This window comes from Ectopseudomonas composti (assembly GCF_900115475.1).
Classification (GTDB): domain Bacteria; phylum Pseudomonadota; class Gammaproteobacteria; order Pseudomonadales; family Pseudomonadaceae; genus Aquipseudomonas; species Aquipseudomonas composti.
Genome location: NZ_FOWP01000013.1, coordinates 12,201 through 27,187, shown reverse-complemented (window position 1 = coordinate 27,187; position 14,987 = coordinate 12,201). Strand labels below are relative to the sequence as shown.

Sequence of the window (14,987 nt, the reverse complement as noted above, 5' to 3'; positions counted from 1 at the left end):
GTGACCGGTCTGTTTATTACCCTGGAAGGCCCGGAAGGCGCCGGCAAAAGCACTAACCGCGAATACCTGGCCGAGCGCTTGCGCGAGCAGGGCGTGGATGTGCTGTTGACCCGTGAGCCCGGCGGGACGCCGTTGGCCGAGCGTATTCGCGAATTGCTGCTCGACCCGAGCGATGAGCAAATGGCGGCCGATACCGAGTTGCTGCTGGTTTTTGCCGCCCGCGCCCAGCACCTGCAGCAGGTGATTCGTCCGGCATTGGCCAGGGGCTGTGTTGTGCTGTGTGACCGTTTCACCGATGCCACCTACGCCTACCAGGGCGGTGGCCGTGGTCTTTCCATCGAGCGCATCGCGCAGCTGGAGCAGTTCGTCCAGGGTGAGCTTCGTCCTGATCTGACGCTGATATTCGATCTGCCGGTCGAGGTCGGTCTGGCACGTGCGGCGGCTCGCGGACGTCTGGATCGTTTCGAGCAGGAAGGTCGTGGTTTCTTCGAAGCGGTACGCCAGGCCTACCTGCAGCGTGCTGCGCAGGCACCACAGCGGTATCACGTGCTGGACGCCGGGCAGACCCTTGCCCAGGTGCAGGTCGATATCGATGCCTTGCTGCCGAGCCTGTTGGAGGCCTGCCGTGGCTGAGGTCTATCCCTGGCAGCAATCGCTCTGGCAACAACTGGCCGGCCGTAGCCAGCATGCCCATGCCTATCTGCTGCATGGTCCGGCCGGTATCGGCAAGCGTGCGCTGGCCGAACGCCTGATGGCGCGCCTGCTCTGTCAGAGCCCGAATGGGCTGGATGCCTGCGGCAACTGCAAGTCTTGTCATCTTCTGGCCGCCGGCACTCACCCGGATAACTTCGTCCTCGAACCCGAGGAAATGGACAAGCCGATCAAGGTCGATCAGGTGCGTGAGCTGGTCGACTTCGTGGTGCAGACCGCGCAACTCGGTGGGCGCAAGGTGGTGTTGCTGGAGCCGGCTGAGGCGATGAACCTCAACGCCGCCAACGCGTTGCTGAAAAGCCTGGAAGAGCCCTCCGGCAATACCGTGCTACTGCTCATCAGTCACCAGCCCAGTCGGCTATTGCCGACTATCAAGAGTCGCTGCGTGCAGCAGGCCTGTCCGTTGCCGAGCGAGGCGATGAGCCTGGCCTGGCTGGCCCAGGCGCTGCCTGAGCTGGGTGATGATGAGCGCATCGATCTGCTGACGTTCGCGGTGGGTTCGCCGCTGGCTGCCGTGCGTCTGCAGGCTCAGGGCGTACGAGAGCAGCGTGCACAGGCCGTGGAGGGCGTGAAGAAGCTGCTCAAGCAGCAGATCTCGCCGAGCCAACTGGCGGAAAGCTGGAACTCACTGCCGCTGAATCTGTTGTTCGACTGGTTCTGCGACTGGGCGCAATTGATGTTGCGCTACCAACTGACTCAGGACGAAGAAGGACTGGGCCAGGTCGATATGCGCAAGGTGGTGCAGTACCTGGCAGACAAGAGCGCGCAGGCCAAGGTGTTGGCGATTCAGGAATGGCTGCTCGCGCAGCGGCAGAAGGTGATGGGCAAGGCCAACCTCAACCGTGTACTGCTACTGGAAGCCCTGCTGGTGCAATGGGCGGCACTGCCGGGGCAGGATCGCGGTTGAGTCGCGCCGGGGCAGGATTCGGCAGGGCGTCACATTCTGCTGGCTGCCTGCCACCTGGTTGTTTGCGCCTGAGCATGAACAGGCCCTAGAATCAGCCATTAAGCAATAAACGCCAGGAATGCGCTGATGAGTCTGCCACCCAATCTGGGTCCCCGTAACGGAATCTTGTCCCTGACCATCAAGGACAAGTCTGTGCTCTACGCGGCCTACATGCCTTTCATCAAGAACGGCGGTCTCTTCATTCCCACCAACAAGAGCTACAAGCTCGGTGACGAAGTGTTCATGTTGCTCAACCTGATGGACGAGCCGGAAAAGATTCCGGTGGCCGGCAAGGTGGTGTGGATCACCCCGAAAGGCGCCCAAGGCAACCGCGCTGCCGGTGTCGGCGTGCAGTTCAACGATGGCGACAACACCGCCCGCAACAAGATCGAAACCTACCTCGCCGGCGCGCTGAAGTCCGACCGCCCGACTCATACGATGTAAGCTTTCTGGCCGCGAACTCGCATCGTCGCGGCTAAAGTCCCTCCCGCTTGACCAGGCATCCGCCGCTTTCGATTACAATTCGGGCTTTCCCTTTGCCCGAGTTTTCCCGCTGTGCTGATCGACTCACATTGCCACCTTGATCGTCTCGACCTCGCTGCCCACGGCGGCTCGCTGGATGCTGCTCTGGAGGCGGCACGCGCCGCTGGCGTAGGCCACTTCCTGTGCATCGGCGTCAGCGCCGATAACGCCGCTACGGTCAAGGGCCTGGCCGAGCGTTATGACGATGTCGATTGCTCGGTGGGTGTTCATCCACTGGATCTGGAGCCGGGCGCAGAACCCGCGCTGGACTGGCTGCTCGGTGAGCTGGCGCATCCCAAGGTGGTCGCCATTGGTGAAACGGGCCTGGATTACCACTACGAGCCAGAGTCCGCTGCGCTGCAGCAGGCATCCTTCCGCCTGCATCTAGAGGCCGCGCGCATCACTGGCAAACCGGTGATCGTGCATACCCGCGAGGCCCGCGCCGACACCCTGGCGCTACTACGCGAAGCGGCGCTGCCACAGGCCGGCGTATTGCATTGCTTTACCGAAGACTGGGAAATGGCCAAGGCCGCGCTGGATATCGGTTTCTACATTTCCCTGTCGGGCATCGTCACCTTCCGCAATGCCGAGGCGTTGCGCGAAGTGGCGCGCCAGGTGCCGGTCGATCGACTGCTGGTAGAAACCGACTCGCCCTACCTGGCGCCCGTACCGCATCGCGGCAAGCCCAACCTGCCGCAGTACGTGCGTGAAGTGGCCGAGTACCTGGCGGTGTTGCGTGGCGTCAGCTACGAGACCCTGGCCGAGCAGACCTCGAACAACTTCAAACGCCTGTTCCCATTGGCTGGTGTGGCCTGAAACCATGGCGTAGCGCGGATGCAATCCGCGCTACGGAGTGTCGCCTGAGGTGTGACCCTCCGTAGGGTGCACCGCACGCACCAGACGACGTAAGGCGTTGCAGCGATGGTGGCTTACGCTGCATCCAGATCCGGTGAAATCAGCAATCGTGACAGGCGGCTAACCCACCCTACGGAAGCGCCGATCTGCGGAGCAAAAAAAACCCGGACTCTGGGGGATGAATCCGGGTCAAGACCATTAGGAGTAAATCAAGGTACGCGGTCCACGGTACCTTGGCTGGCGGGGCACTTGGGGGGAGATGCCGCACACCAGTAAATTTCAGTATTGGTCATGATCGGCGAGCGTCCAGGCCAAAGCCTGAGTTTTTTAAACGGATTTGGAATACCGCGGACGCTGCTGAGTCCTCACCCTTTTGCCAGCTGGGTTAGCAGGTCCAGTGTTTCTTCGATCACCTGCTCGCTGGTGTAGAAATGTGGCGACAGGCGCACGCCTGGTCCGCGTTGCACGCAGATAACCTGGTCTTCGCGCAGGCGTTGATACAGCGCCGGGTTGTTCCAGCCTGCCAGGCTGAAGTTGAGGATGCCGGCGCGGCGCACAGGGTCGCGCCGGCTGTGGATCACTGCACCGGGCAATCCGCGAATGCCATCGTCGAGGCGCTGTATGCGTTCTTCCAGCAAGGCGCCGACACTGTTCATGCCGACGTCTTCAAGCAGCGACAGGCTCGCCTCCAGGGCGAAGGCGCCGAGCATGTTCGGGCTGCCGCATTCGAAGCGCCGTGCACTGCGCGCTGGTTGCCAATCCGTGCGGCTGTAGTCGCCGGCGTGTTCGAGCATATGCCAGCCATATTCGTGAAGTTTCAGCTGATCGCGCACCGCGCTGCGGCAATAGAAAACCCCCAGGCCCTCCGGGCCGAGCATCCATTTGTGGCCGTCTGCCATGGCGAAATCGCAGTCGTAGGCCTGCACATCGAAGGGCAGGGCGCCCAGTTGCTGGATGGCATCGATGCAGAACAGCACGCCATGCTGGCGGCAGCCGCGGCCCAGGCGCGGTAGATCCAGGCGCAGGCCGCTGGCGAACTGCACGGCGCTGATCGACATCAGGCGTGTACGCGGGGTGAAGGCGGCGAGCAAGGCGGCCTCCGGGTCAGTGCCCTTGAGGCTGACCTCGACCACCTCCACGCCCTGGGTGGCCAGTGCCAGCCAGACGATGCGGTTGGAGGGGAATTCCTCGTCGCTGATGATCACCTGGTCGCCGGCTCGCCAGTCCAGGCCGAAGGCCACGAAGGACAGCGCCTCGGAGGTATTCTTGACCAGTGCAATATCGCCGGTGCTTGGTGCGTTCATCAGGCGTACGAGGCGTTCGCGTAGGCTACGCTCCAGTTTCAGCCAGTCGGGATAGTCACGTGCGCCGCTGCTCACGTTCGCTTCCGAGAACCGTCGAACCGCTTCAGCACTGCGTTTCGGCCAGGGTGCGACCGCCGCATGGTTCAGATAGCGCAGTCCATTTTCCAGGGGGAACTCATCATGAAACACGTACATGGTCGGATGATCCGTGCAATTTGGCCGCATTTGGGCATAATAGGGCGCTTCGATTTTTGACCCCGCAGTCCCTTTATGCAGAAAGAACCCCGTAAGGTCCGCGAATTCCGTCGCCGCGAGCAAGAGATTCTCGACACCGCGCTGAAACTCTTCCTTGAGCAGGGAGAAGATAGCGTCACTGTTGAGATGATCGCTGATGCGGTCGGTATCGGCAAAGGCACTATCTACAAGCACTTCAAGTCCAAGGCGGAGATCTACCTGCGCCTGATGCTCGACTACGAGCGCGATCTCAATGAGCTGCTGCATTCGGCTGACGTGGATCGTGACAAGGAAGCGCTGTCGCGTGCGTACTTCGAGTTTCGCATGCGCGATCCGCAGCGCTATCGCCTGTTCGACCGCCTGGAAGAGAAGGTGGTCAAGGGCAATCAAGTGCCGGAAATGGTCGAGCAGCTGCACAAGATCCGTGCTTCCAACTTCGAGCGCCTGACCCAGCTGATCAAGGGCCGTATCGCCGAAGGCAAGCTGGAAGACGTGCCGCCATACTTCCACTACTGCGCCGCCTGGGCTCTGGTGCATGGCGCCGTGGCGCTGTATCACTCGCCGTTCTGGAGTAACGTGCTCGAGGATCAGGAAGGTTTCTTCCAGTTCCTGATGGATATCGGTGTGCGTATGGGCAACAAGCGCAAGCGCGACGCCTGACGCCTGGCATGTCGGCCACGGGACTGTGCCGTGGCCGACATAGCGATATACTCCGGTCCTTAACGAACTGGAGCTCCCCATGATCGTCGACCGCCAGGGCAGACGCTTTCGCAACCTTCGCGTCAGCCTGACCGCCGCCTGCAATTACGCCTGCACCTACTGTGTGCCGAATGGCAAGCGTCTGGTCGCCGCTCAGGACGAACTCTCCGCCGACGCCATGGCGCGTGGTGTGGCTTACCTGATCGAAGCCGCCGGCATCGAACGCCTGCGCATCACCGGCGGCGAGCCCCTGGTCAGCACGCGCCTGGAGCCCTTCCTGCGTCAGGTCAGCCAACTCGGCCTCGACGACATCAGCCTGACCACCAACGGCCAGTTGCTCGAGCGCAAGCTGCCGCTGCTGGTCGAATGCGGTATTCGTCGCCTCAATGTTTCCCTCGATACCCTCGACGCCGACGCCTTCCGCGGCATCGCCCGTGGTGGTGATCTGGCTACCGTGTTGGCCGGCATGGAAGCGGCGCGCGAAGCCGGGATGAAGATCAAGGTCAACATGGTGCCACTGCGCGGGCAGAACCTCGACCAGGTGCTACCGCTGCTGGAGTACTGCCTGGAACGTGGTTTCGAGCTGCGCTTCATCGAACTGATGCGCATGGGCCACCTGGCGCGCGACCCTAATGCCTTCAATCAGCAGTTCATTGGCCTGCCGGAGCTGCTCGAACTGATCGGCAGCCGCCATCAGTACGTGCAGGCCAGCGCTCCGGTGGACGCCACGGCGATACGCTACGCCATTCCCGGCGCCGGTCATTTCGGTGTGATCGCCAACGAAAGCGTGCCGTTCTGCCGAACCTGCTCGCGCCTGCGCCTGTCCTCCACCGGATGGCTGCATGGTTGCCTGTCGTCGAGCAATCGCCACTTCGTTGGCGACCTGCTGGACAAACCCCGTCACCAGGCCCTGCCAGCGCTGCAGCGCCTGCTGGTCAAGGCGCTGGGTGATAAGCAGGACCTGGCCTTCTCCGGCGGCGTGACGGTGATGAAGATCATCGGCGGCTGATAGCAGCCTTGGTCGACTATGCCTGTCTGCCTCTGCTCATCAGTATCTCGATAAAGTTGTCGAGTAATTTGTTCTGTTCACCTTTTCGGGTAACAGCCACCAGTGATGTGCTGATTTCGATACCCTCGACCGGTAGGAACACCACATCGCTACGATTGTTGTCAGTCATGGAGCGACTGACCAGCGTGCCGCCCAGCCCAGCTCCAACTAGAGCAAAAGCCGTATGTATCTCAATCGCCTCATGGTGGACTGTGGGGTTGACGCCTTTCTCTCTCAGGTAGGCATGCAGTTTCTGCCCATAAGGACTGCGGGCATCCTTGGGGTAGAGAATGAATGGCAGGTCCTGAAAGCTTGTTATCGAAAAACTCGACTGCTTGGCTAGCGGGTGGCCGGCAGGCAGAACCGCTACGAGCGGGTCATCGAAGATTAGGCGATAGTCCATGTCAGGGTGGCGTTCATATTCACCAATGAAGCGTGAGATGCCCACGTCGATGCGGCGTTGATGCAGGCTCTCGACCTGATACTCAGAGAGCTTTTCAACTAGGTCCAGATGCACGTCCGGATGAGCCTCGCGGAAGTGCCTGATGACATTGGGCAGCAGCGAGAACAAGGTAGAGCGGATGAATCCGACGCCAAGCCAGCCTCCATTGCCTATCGCAACCCGGTTCGATTCCTCCTGCAGACGCTGAGCCTGTAGCAGCAGTTCCTTCGCTCGCGGATAGAAAAACTGCCCAAGCGATGTCAGTTGCATGGGGCGTTTCGAGCGGTCGAACAGCTGACCTCCCAAATCCTCCTCCAACAGCCCCAGTTGGGTGCTGATGGCCGTCGGCGCGACGCAGAGCAGTTTGGCTGCGGCATTGCCGCTACCGGATTCGACCACTTTGCAGAAATATTTGACCTGTCTTAGGTTCATTTTTATTGGATCTTCCTGCATAAAACGCTGATTGAGTGAAGATAAATACTAGGTAATAGTGGGTTACAGATCAAACAAGGGGTCAACAAGATGATCGATAACCTTCGTAATGAAGAGCTGGCCAGGCAGCTCAGCCTGCTGGGCAGCGCCACCATCTATGAGGCGCAAGGTGCGTTCGGTGCCTTGGATGCGGGTATGAAGCCTCTGTCGCCTGGCATGAAGGTCTCCGGCCCGGTCTTTACGGTGGATATGCGTCCCGGAGATAACCTGATGTTGCATTACGCCCTGCTGCATGTGCAGCCGGGGGACGTTCTGGTGGTCGATGCGAAGGCCTTTATCGAGGCGGGGCCTTGGGGAGACATCCTCACCGAGCAAGCGCTGCACAAAGGGGTCGCTGGATTGGTGATCAACGGTTCGGTGCGTGATGTCCAGGCCATTCAAGAAATGGGCTTCGCGGTGTTCTGCCGTGGCGTCAGCATCAAGGGAACCGCCAAGAAGCAGTCAGGCAAGATCAATGTAGCGGTCACCATCGGCGACGTGACTATCCAACCTGGGGATTACATCTTCGGTGATGTGGACGGTCTTGTAGTGGTACCGGCAGCGAACTTGTCCAGTGTGCTGGAGAGTGCGATGGCGCGCGAGCACGTCGAGGCTAACTTCCGTATGAAGATTCGAGAAGGTGTCAGCACTGTCGAGCTGCTGGAGCTTAATGCCCCCCTGAGCCAGATGGGATTGGTCTGATCGTGTGATTTCACGAGCGACGGAGTGCGCGTCAAAAACTGAATACCTGCAACTCAATAAAAATAAAATCGGAGTCCGACTCATGAAGACCATAAAAAGAACAGTCAATATCCTCAAGGGCATCGTACCCGCAGCATTCATGCTCATGGCGCTGCCAGCTGCCGCTGATTATCCCGAACGTCCTGTGTCGGTCATCATCGCCTATGGCGCAGGTGGCAATACCGATGTTGGGGCCCGCATTCTTTTCCCCAAGGTCGAGCAGGCGCTGGGCGCTACCTTGAATATCATCAACCGTCCCGGCGGTGGTGGCTGGGTCGGCTGGACTCAGATGCTGAATGCGAAAAGCGACGGTTACACCCTTGGCTACATCAATACACCCAATCTCACCACGGGTTATCTGGACCCTCACTACAAGCGTAAGGCAACGCTGGATGACTTCGACCTGATCGCCAACCATGTGACCGATTACGGCGTCATCTCCATTAACAAGGACGAAACACGTTTCACTAATATTCAGGAGTTGGTCGAATACGCCAAGTCCAACACCCTGACTGCCTCCACAACAGGGGCCAATGGTGATGACCATATCGCCATGCTGAAAATGAACCAGAAATTCGCTACCCAATTCGTCCCTGTGCATACGACTGGTACTGCAGAACAGCGTGCCGCTCTGCAGGGCGGTCACGTGGACGTCAGCTTTTCCAATGTGGGAGATACCAATCTTGCGCACAAGGGCGGAGATCTGGCGATCATTGCTGTCATGGCGCCGGAGCGTTCTAGCTTTATCCCGGACGTTCCCACTCTCTCCGAATCCGGTTTCCCGGACGTGGTGTCCTGGTCCGCACGCGGTATCGCTGCTCCCAAAGGTCTGTCGGAAGAGCAGTTGGCTAGCCTGCGAGAGGCGTTCATCGCTGGTCTGAACGACCCTGAGCACTTGGCCAAGATGAAAGAAATGGGCCTGCAGGTCGATATCCGTACCGGGGATGACTATCGCGCCATGCTCCTAGAGGAGGAGAACGGTATTCGTGAACTCAGTGAGCTGTTGGGCTGGTAAGTCCATTACGGGGTGATGCTGCTTGGCATCACCCATGGTTCATGCGGGTGCCAGAGGTTTTGGCGCTACTGGCCAACTCGACAGGTTTCGGTTCTCAATATGAAATATCTGCATCTGGACGCAGTCATCGGGCTGTGCATGCTGTTGTTTTGCTTTTTCTTTTACAGCCTGGCGGCAGAAATGCCGAAAGATCCGGCACTGTTTCCCAGGTTGATCCTCGTAGCGCTTGGCGCATTTTCCTTGTTCATTCTGGGCGGGGGGCTGATTAAAAGCCTGCATGCGCGAAATCGTGGTGAAGCGGTTACACGCTTCTTCGTGGAGGGGTTGCGCGGCCCGTTGACCATCTACGCCGGGGCAGTTGCTTATGTCGCGTTGATTCCCGTGCTGGGTTTCTTTGCCGCTACTTCGCTGGCGACCGCCTTTTTCATGATGTATTTCGGCTATCGCTCCTACGTCAAGGCGCTGATGGTGCTGCTGTCCATCAATGCTTTCATCTATCTGCTGTTTGTCTGGCAACTGAAGATTTTCTTGCCAACCGGCCTGCTGGTTTGAAGGGGGAGAAACGATGGATATTGATACTTCCTTACTGATGGCTGTTCTGGCGAAGCTGGCTTCGGTTGAAGTCCTGCTGATGCTGTTGTTGGGCGTCGTCGGCGGTATTTTTCTCGGTGCTCTGCCGGGTTTGAGTGCGACGATGGGCATCGCCCTGATGATTCCGCTGACGTTCGGCATGGACCCGGTTGCAGCCATGGTATTGCTTGGTGCGATCTATTGCGCCGCGGTTTATGGCGGCTCCATAACTGCAATCCTGATCCACACACCCGGCACTCCTTCTTCGGCGGCAACGGCGCTGGACGGATACCAGATGACCCTGCGCGGCGAAGGCCTCAAGGCCCTGGGGACCTCCACTGTCTGCTCGGTTATCGGTGGGCTGGTCAGCGTCGTTGCTCTTCTACTGCTGGCGCCACCGTTGGCGCAGATATCACTGAAGTTCAGTGCGCCGGAATATTTCCTGATGGCGATTTTCGGCCTGACCATCATCGGCAGCCTGTCTTCCGGTGCGATGGCCAAAGGGCTGGCTTCTGGTCTGCTAGGCTTGCTGATTAGCCTGGTCGGTGTCGACATCATGACTGCGTTCCCGCGTTTTACCTTCGACCTGCCAGATTTGGATAATGGTATTTCCCTGATTCCGGCCATGATCGGTCTGTTTTCCATCTCTCAGGTGATGGTCCAAGCCGAGAAAATTCATGCGCTAAATCAGTCGTCCACGATGGCGGCGCTGCAGGGGCCGCTCTTTCCCAGTTGGGCAGAGTGGCGCGGCATGTGGCGCACCATTCCACGCTCCTCGGCCATTGGGGTTCTGGTCGGCATTCTGCCGGGAGCAGGCGGAGATGTTGCTTCCTGGGTGGCATACAACGAGGCCCGGCGTAACTCAAAACGCCAGGACAACTTCGGCAAGGGCGAGGTCGAAGGGTTGGCAGCAGCTGAAACTTCCAATAACGCTGTAACGGGCGGAGCGATGATTCCGCTGTTGACGCTGGGTATTCCAGGGAGTGCTGCCACGGCGGTCATGCTTGGTGGGCTGTACATTCATGGCCTGCAGCCTGGCCACGAGTTGTTCACCGTGAATGCGCACATTGTCTACGCGATAATTGTCGGTCTGTTCCTCGCCAACATTCTGATGGGCATCGTTGGACTTGCTTTGGCTCGGCAAGTGGTCAAGGTTTCGATGATTCCGTTTGCCATTCTGGCCCCAATCATTGTGGTGCTATCGGTCGTTGGTGCTTACACCATCAACAACAGCATGTTCGATGTCTATGTGATGGCTGCCTTCGGTCTGTTGGGCTATCTGATGCGCAAGACCGGCTTCTCGACAGCCGCTGTCGTGCTGGCAATGATTCTGGGCTCGATGGCTGAGTTGGGCTTCCGTCAGTCGCTGGTGATGTCCAAGGGCAATTTGCTGAGCTATTACCTCGAGCGACCATTCTCGATCTTGTTGCTGGCCCTGATCGTACTGTCGTTGCTGTCACCTGTGCTGGTTGCCTGGCGCAAGCGGCGAGCAGCCAAGAGAGAGGCACTGGTCGCCAACTAATGGCAATCTGCGGGGGCTCGGCTCCTGCAGATGCTGTTCCGCCTTGCTTGTAGTTGCAGTCGGGTCGAGAGTCTTTCAAACGTTACGGATACGCTGCATCACCTTGCGTCGCGTTGCTCCCGGATAGTCTGGGTGAGTTGTGGGCGGTAGTGGCGCAGAACCTGCATCTATCCCTTATCCGCCGGTTTTCCGTCACCGGCATGAGGAGGATGGATTCATGCGTAACCTGCTTCTACTGGTGGCGCTGCTGGGGTTGGCTGGCTGCATGAAGGTCAGTGACATGGCCAGTGGCGCTGAATACCACCTGCGCGATGCCGGTTTTCTCGACCATGGTCGCACCGAGCGCATGGCGTCGCGGCGCCTGCAGCAGGACTCCTTCATCTATATCGCCCAGGGCCATTTCGTGCCGCCGGGCCACGGCTACCCGCGGCCCAACGTGGTGGCCGAGGAGGCGTTCAAGGGCTTCGTCGAATACTTCCCGCTGGTGCGCCGCGCACGTGAGCCGGCAGGCCTGGACGAAGCCATGGCTGAAGCCCGTGCTGCTGGCGCGCACTATCTGCTGTATGCCCGTTTCGCCTACAGCGACGACCGGATTGGCACCCTGGAAGAGTGGGAGGATCAGGAGGCCGTGGATCGCCTCGGCACTGATCGCGCATCGATCCAGCTGATGCTGATCGAAACCAATACCCGCTATCTGGTGGACACCGCACGTATCCGCAGTCGTGGCGGATTCCTGACGTTCTACGATGCCCAGCCGCAGGACCTGATCGGCCCGCCACTGCACGACTATGCACGCAGCCTGCTCGGTGTGGGGCGCTAAGAGTAGCGAGCTACCCTTGTAGGAGCGGCTTTAGCCGCGACAGGTGGCACGGTGTATCCTCTTCGGTTCGCGGCAAGACGGACGAGGAGAGAGCATGAGCGATCCAGGCAAGGCGGGCGATCTGCTGGCGCAGATTCCCAAGGGCGAAGGCAAGGGCCTGCCCCCCGTGCACCTGTGGAACCCGGATTTCTGTGGCGATATCGACATGCGTATCGCCCGCGATGGCACCTGGTATTACCTGGGCACGCCCATCGGTCGCAAACCCATGGTGCGGCTGTTTTCCACCATCATCCGCCGTGACGGCGACGACTACTTCCTGATCACGCCGGTGGAGAAGGTCGGTATCCAGGTCGAGGATGCGCCCTTCGTCGCCGTGACCCTGCAGGTCGAAGGCGAGGGCGAGGCGCAGGTGTTGCGTTTCACCACCAACGTCGAGGACGAAGTCGTCGCGGGCGGCGAGCATCCGATCCGTGTCGAGATCGACCCTGCGACACTCGAACCCTCGCCCTACATTCTGGTGCGGCGTAACCTCGAAGCGCTGATTCACCGCAACGTGTTCTATCAATTGGTGGAACTGGCGGTAGAGCGCGAGGTCGACGGAGAACCCTGGCTGGGTGTGTGGAGCGCCGGGGTGTTCTATCCCATCGGGCCTGTACCAGCTTGAGCGATCATGCCCCTGCGTGACTGAGCGAGCTTGGATGCGGCACTGGTGCGCGCGGCGCACCCCACGGATCTGACAGGAGACGCAAATGGATGAGCATCGCATCGAAACCGAACGCCTGACGTTGCGTCCGCCGCAGCCGCAGGACGCCGACGAGATTCAGCGGCTGGCCGGCGATTTTCGCATCGCCGATGTCACCAGCAGCATTCCCCACCCTTATCCGCACGAGCTGGCGCAGCAGTGGATCGAACGCTGCGTGCAGGACTGGGCAAGCGGCGCGGCGGTCAACTTCATCATCACCGAGTCGAGCAGCGGCACGTTGGTCGGTAGCATGGCGCTCAAGGACATTGGCCGCGGCGAGGCCGAGGTGGGTTACTGGATCGGCGTGCCGTACTGGAGCCGTGGCTATGCCAGTGAGGCCTGCAATGCGCTGGTTGGCTTCGCCTTCCACCAGCTTCGTTTGCGTCGGCTGCACGCCAGCCACCTGGCGCGCAATCCGCAATCCGGCCGGGTTCTGTTCAAGGCCGGCTTCCGTCACCTGGGCCTGGGACATAGCCAGTGCGGCGCCCAGGGCAAGGTCGAGCCGGTCGAGCTCTACGAGCGGGTTTCCGGCGAGTGACCTGAACGGCCCTCAACGCACCCGATCGCGACTCTGCACCGCCAGGTCCAGCGCCTTCTGCATATCCAGCCGCGCCGAGCGGCCCACGTCCTTGTCGCTCATCTTGTAGTTGCGCTCCGATGGCAGGATCGGCGCGGTCAGGTCTTCGGCGTCCATCGGTTCGAAGTCGTAATCGCCGCCAATGGTCATGGCACTGCGCCTTAACAACATGCGCACCTGTTCCGGCTGCAGGCGCGGATTGATCGACAGCATGGCGGCGACCACGCCGGTGACCAGTGGCGTGGCGTAGGAGGTGCCGCAATGCACGTCGCCGGTCGCATCGACGTCACGGGTGGAGGCGCGAGCGCAGGCGGCAGCGGTGATGTCGACGCGCATGTCGACGTTCGACGAGTCGCGTTTGACCACGTAGCTCGGGTCGTCGATTTCGGCCTCTTTTTCCTTGCTGCGCTGATGTCCGCCGACCACCAGCAGTTGCTCGGTGATGAAGGAGGAGGGCAGACGGTACTCGTCCCGGCCGGAGTAGGATGAACCGTTGCCGGCTGAGTTGATCACCAGCACATCCGGGTGTTCTTCGCGCAGCCACAGGAAGAACTCCTCCAGCAGTTCTTCGTAGCCGCTCATGGCGATGCCGGAGCGCACCAGCGAATCGATCTCGTCACCTTCGACATTGCGCGTGCCGACGCGGTGGATGCCCCAGCTCCAGTTGAGTACGCGTACGCCGTCTTCCACCAGGTTTACCGATGTGGCGATGTTGGCGGTGATGCCGGCGTCCGAGTTGCGCTCGACGATCACTTCGAAGCCCTGGCTGGCCTTGTCCAGCCCACGCAGGAAGCCGGTGTTGCCGCCCTTGTCCCAGTGCGCGGCGAGAATGCCGGCCACCGTGCTGCCGTGGTTGTCCGGCTCGTCGGCGTCACGCGCATAGACGCACGTGCGCCGTTTGCCGTCAGGGCAGGCACCGAGGTAATCGGCGAAGTCGGGCGCGTCGAAATCGACGTTGCGCTCGATCACGCCAACGCGAATCGGCTCCGTTTCGATGGGCGTGTCGCCCGCCGGGATGCGTCGCTGGTAATAGTTCACCGCATCCATGAAGCGGTTCGCCGCCCATTCCTCGGAGTTTCTTTCCGGTTTGGGTGTCGGCTGGCGCGCGGCTTCGCTCTCTTCGCCGCGCTCTGGCGCGCTTTCTTCCACCACCACGGCGTCGACGCTGGTTTCGTTTCCGATACGCAGCACCAGCGCGTCGCGCTCGGTCAGATTCTTCACCGGCAGGCGCAGCTGGTAGACGTTCAGCGGTGGAATGGCGCCGACCACCTTGGCGTCGTATTTCTTCGCCAGACGCCTGGCCTCGTCGAGGCCGTCGTGGCTTTCCTCGATCAGCAGGCTGACCAGGTCGACATAGGTGGTCAGGCCATCCATGTTCTTCGCCACTTCATCCGGTCCGGCGGCGAGCACATGGCTGCGATGCAGCGACAGCCACACCGGATTGCTGGCGCGCGAGCCGTCCTCAAGCCACAGCGGTGCGCTGCGATGTTCGTCGCTGCTCAGTTGCAGGCGCAGGCCATCGCCACTGCGTTTGACTGCCGAGGCGGGCAAGGTGTCGTCGCCGAGTCGCAACGTCGGCAGCTTCGTGCCCAGGCCGCGCACCTGCAGGCACCAGTCCTGTCGCTCAGTGGCGAGCAGGTCGCCGCAGCGTTGCAGGCTGTGGATACGCAACGGCTCCTGCGCTTCGGCAAGGGGGCTGAGCAGGGCCACGACGAAAGCGGAGAGAAGGGCGCGGTTGGGCAGCATGGGGCAGGGTTTCCGTGACGAT

Annotated in this window: 16 protein-coding genes; 13 read left to right on the top strand and 3 right to left on the bottom strand. The window is 60.5% G+C overall.

The window, feature by feature from the left end; all coding sequences use genetic code 11:
* From tmk to BM059_RS20100, 4 genes are all read left to right on the top strand, one after another.
* Complete coding sequence (gene tmk, locus BM059_RS20115) at window positions 1-633, top strand: dTMP kinase (protein ID WP_037000296.1); 633 nt, start codon at window positions 1-3, stop codon at window positions 631-633.
* Complete coding sequence (locus tag BM059_RS20110; protein WP_074941099.1) at window positions 626-1,618, top strand: DNA polymerase III subunit delta'; 993 nt, start codon at window positions 626-628, stop codon at window positions 1,616-1,618. Before tmk ends, BM059_RS20110 begins: the two co-directional genes overlap by 8 nt.
* A 126-nt stretch (window positions 1,619-1,744) precedes the next feature.
* A complete protein-coding gene (locus tag BM059_RS20105; RefSeq protein WP_003245164.1) occupies window positions 1,745-2,101 on the top strand; it encodes a PilZ domain-containing protein in 357 nt (118 codons plus the stop codon).
* A 111-nt stretch (window positions 2,102-2,212) separates the two neighbouring features.
* A complete protein-coding gene (locus tag BM059_RS20100; RefSeq protein WP_074941098.1) occupies window positions 2,213-2,995 on the top strand; it encodes a TatD family hydrolase in 783 nt (260 codons plus the stop codon).
* A gap of 404 nt (window positions 2,996-3,399) precedes the next feature.
* Here the strand turns inward: BM059_RS20100 and BM059_RS20095 are convergent, their stop codons facing one another.
* Complete coding sequence (locus BM059_RS20095; protein WP_074941097.1) at window positions 3,400-4,533, bottom strand: aminotransferase class V-fold PLP-dependent enzyme; 1,134 nt, start codon at window positions 4,531-4,533, stop codon at window positions 3,400-3,402.
* Between the two features lie 75 nt (window positions 4,534-4,608).
* Here BM059_RS20095 and BM059_RS20090 point away from each other — a divergent pair, with 75 nt between their 5' ends.
* Window positions 4,609-5,232 (top strand): TetR/AcrR family transcriptional regulator, encoded by a 624-nt coding sequence (locus BM059_RS20090; RefSeq protein WP_003461933.1) that lies wholly within the window; start codon window positions 4,609-4,611, stop codon window positions 5,230-5,232.
* A 79-nt stretch (window positions 5,233-5,311) separates the two neighbouring features.
* Complete coding sequence (locus tag BM059_RS20085; RefSeq protein ID WP_037000291.1) at window positions 5,312-6,280, top strand: GTP 3',8-cyclase MoaA; 969 nt, start codon at window positions 5,312-5,314, stop codon at window positions 6,278-6,280.
* Between the two features lie 16 nt (window positions 6,281-6,296).
* Here BM059_RS20085 and BM059_RS20080 read toward each other — a convergent pair whose 3' ends face one another.
* Window positions 6,297-7,214, bottom strand: a complete 918-nt coding sequence (locus BM059_RS20080; RefSeq protein WP_074941096.1) for a LysR family transcriptional regulator — start codon at window positions 7,212-7,214, stop codon at window positions 6,297-6,299.
* A 69-nt stretch (window positions 7,215-7,283) separates the two neighbouring features.
* On the opposite strand from BM059_RS20080, the gene BM059_RS20075 reads away from it, so the two are divergent.
* The 7 genes from BM059_RS20075 (at window position 7,284) to BM059_RS20045 (ending at window position 13,180) form a co-directional block, all read left to right on the top strand.
* Window positions 7,284-7,934 (top strand): 4-carboxy-4-hydroxy-2-oxoadipate aldolase/oxaloacetate decarboxylase, encoded by a 651-nt coding sequence (locus BM059_RS20075; RefSeq protein WP_074941095.1) that lies wholly within the window; start codon window positions 7,284-7,286, stop codon window positions 7,932-7,934.
* Between the two features lie 82 nt (window positions 7,935-8,016).
* Window positions 8,017-8,988 (top strand): tripartite tricarboxylate transporter substrate binding protein, encoded by a 972-nt coding sequence (locus BM059_RS20070; RefSeq protein WP_083413309.1) that lies wholly within the window; start codon window positions 8,017-8,019, stop codon window positions 8,986-8,988.
* 99 nt (window positions 8,989-9,087) lie between these two features.
* Window positions 9,088-9,540, top strand: coding sequence for a tripartite tricarboxylate transporter TctB family protein (locus tag BM059_RS20065; protein ID WP_074941093.1), 453 nt, complete (start codon window positions 9,088-9,090; stop codon window positions 9,538-9,540).
* Window positions 9,541-9,553: 13 nt separating this feature from the next.
* Complete coding sequence (locus BM059_RS20060; RefSeq protein WP_208606117.1) at window positions 9,554-11,080, top strand: tripartite tricarboxylate transporter permease; 1,527 nt, start codon at window positions 9,554-9,556, stop codon at window positions 11,078-11,080.
* A 217-nt stretch (window positions 11,081-11,297) separates the two neighbouring features.
* A complete protein-coding gene (locus BM059_RS20055) occupies window positions 11,298-11,900 on the top strand; it encodes a DUF4823 domain-containing protein (protein ID WP_074941092.1) in 603 nt (200 codons plus the stop codon).
* 94 nt (window positions 11,901-11,994) lie between these two features.
* On the top strand, window positions 11,995-12,564 hold the full coding sequence (locus BM059_RS20050) for a DUF1285 domain-containing protein (RefSeq protein WP_037000286.1): 570 nt from the start codon (window positions 11,995-11,997) through the stop codon (window positions 12,562-12,564).
* Between the two features lie 85 nt (window positions 12,565-12,649).
* Window positions 12,650-13,180, top strand: coding sequence for a GNAT family N-acetyltransferase (locus BM059_RS20045; RefSeq protein ID WP_074941091.1), 531 nt, complete (start codon window positions 12,650-12,652; stop codon window positions 13,178-13,180).
* 12 nt (window positions 13,181-13,192) lie between these two features.
* Here BM059_RS20045 and BM059_RS20040 read toward each other — a convergent pair whose 3' ends face one another.
* Window positions 13,193-14,965, bottom strand: coding sequence for a S8/S53 family peptidase (locus BM059_RS20040; RefSeq protein WP_074941090.1), 1,773 nt, complete (start codon window positions 14,963-14,965; stop codon window positions 13,193-13,195).
* Window positions 14,966-14,987 lie beyond the last annotated feature (22 nt).

Coding starts and splice junctions, on each gene's coding strand:
- BM059_RS20065 (WP_074941093.1), top strand. CDS start 9,088: ATGAAATATCTGCATCTGGACGCAGTCATCGGGCTGTGCATGCTGTTG.
- BM059_RS20060 (WP_208606117.1), top strand. CDS start 9,554: ATGGATATTGATACTTCCTTACTGATGGCTGTTCTGGCGAAGCTGGCT.
- BM059_RS20095 (WP_074941097.1), bottom strand. CDS start 4,533: ATGTACGTGTTTCATGATGAGTTCCCCCTGGAAAATGGACTGCGCTAT.
- BM059_RS20040 (WP_074941090.1), bottom strand. CDS start 14,965: ATGCTGCCCAACCGCGCCCTTCTCTCCGCTTTCGTCGTGGCCCTGCTC.
- BM059_RS20085 (WP_037000291.1), top strand. CDS start 5,312: ATGATCGTCGACCGCCAGGGCAGACGCTTTCGCAACCTTCGCGTCAGC.
- BM059_RS20070 (WP_083413309.1), top strand. CDS start 8,017: ATGAAGACCATAAAAAGAACAGTCAATATCCTCAAGGGCATCGTACCC.
- BM059_RS20090 (WP_003461933.1), top strand. CDS start 4,609: ATGCAGAAAGAACCCCGTAAGGTCCGCGAATTCCGTCGCCGCGAGCAA.
- BM059_RS20055 (WP_074941092.1), top strand. CDS start 11,298: ATGCGTAACCTGCTTCTACTGGTGGCGCTGCTGGGGTTGGCTGGCTGC.
- BM059_RS20045 (WP_074941091.1), top strand. CDS start 12,650: ATGGATGAGCATCGCATCGAAACCGAACGCCTGACGTTGCGTCCGCCG.
- BM059_RS20080 (WP_074941096.1), bottom strand. CDS start 7,214: ATGCAGGAAGATCCAATAAAAATGAACCTAAGACAGGTCAAATATTTC.
- BM059_RS20105 (WP_003245164.1), top strand. CDS start 1,745: ATGAGTCTGCCACCCAATCTGGGTCCCCGTAACGGAATCTTGTCCCTG.
- BM059_RS20050 (WP_037000286.1), top strand. CDS start 11,995: ATGAGCGATCCAGGCAAGGCGGGCGATCTGCTGGCGCAGATTCCCAAG.
- BM059_RS20075 (WP_074941095.1), top strand. CDS start 7,284: ATGATCGATAACCTTCGTAATGAAGAGCTGGCCAGGCAGCTCAGCCTG.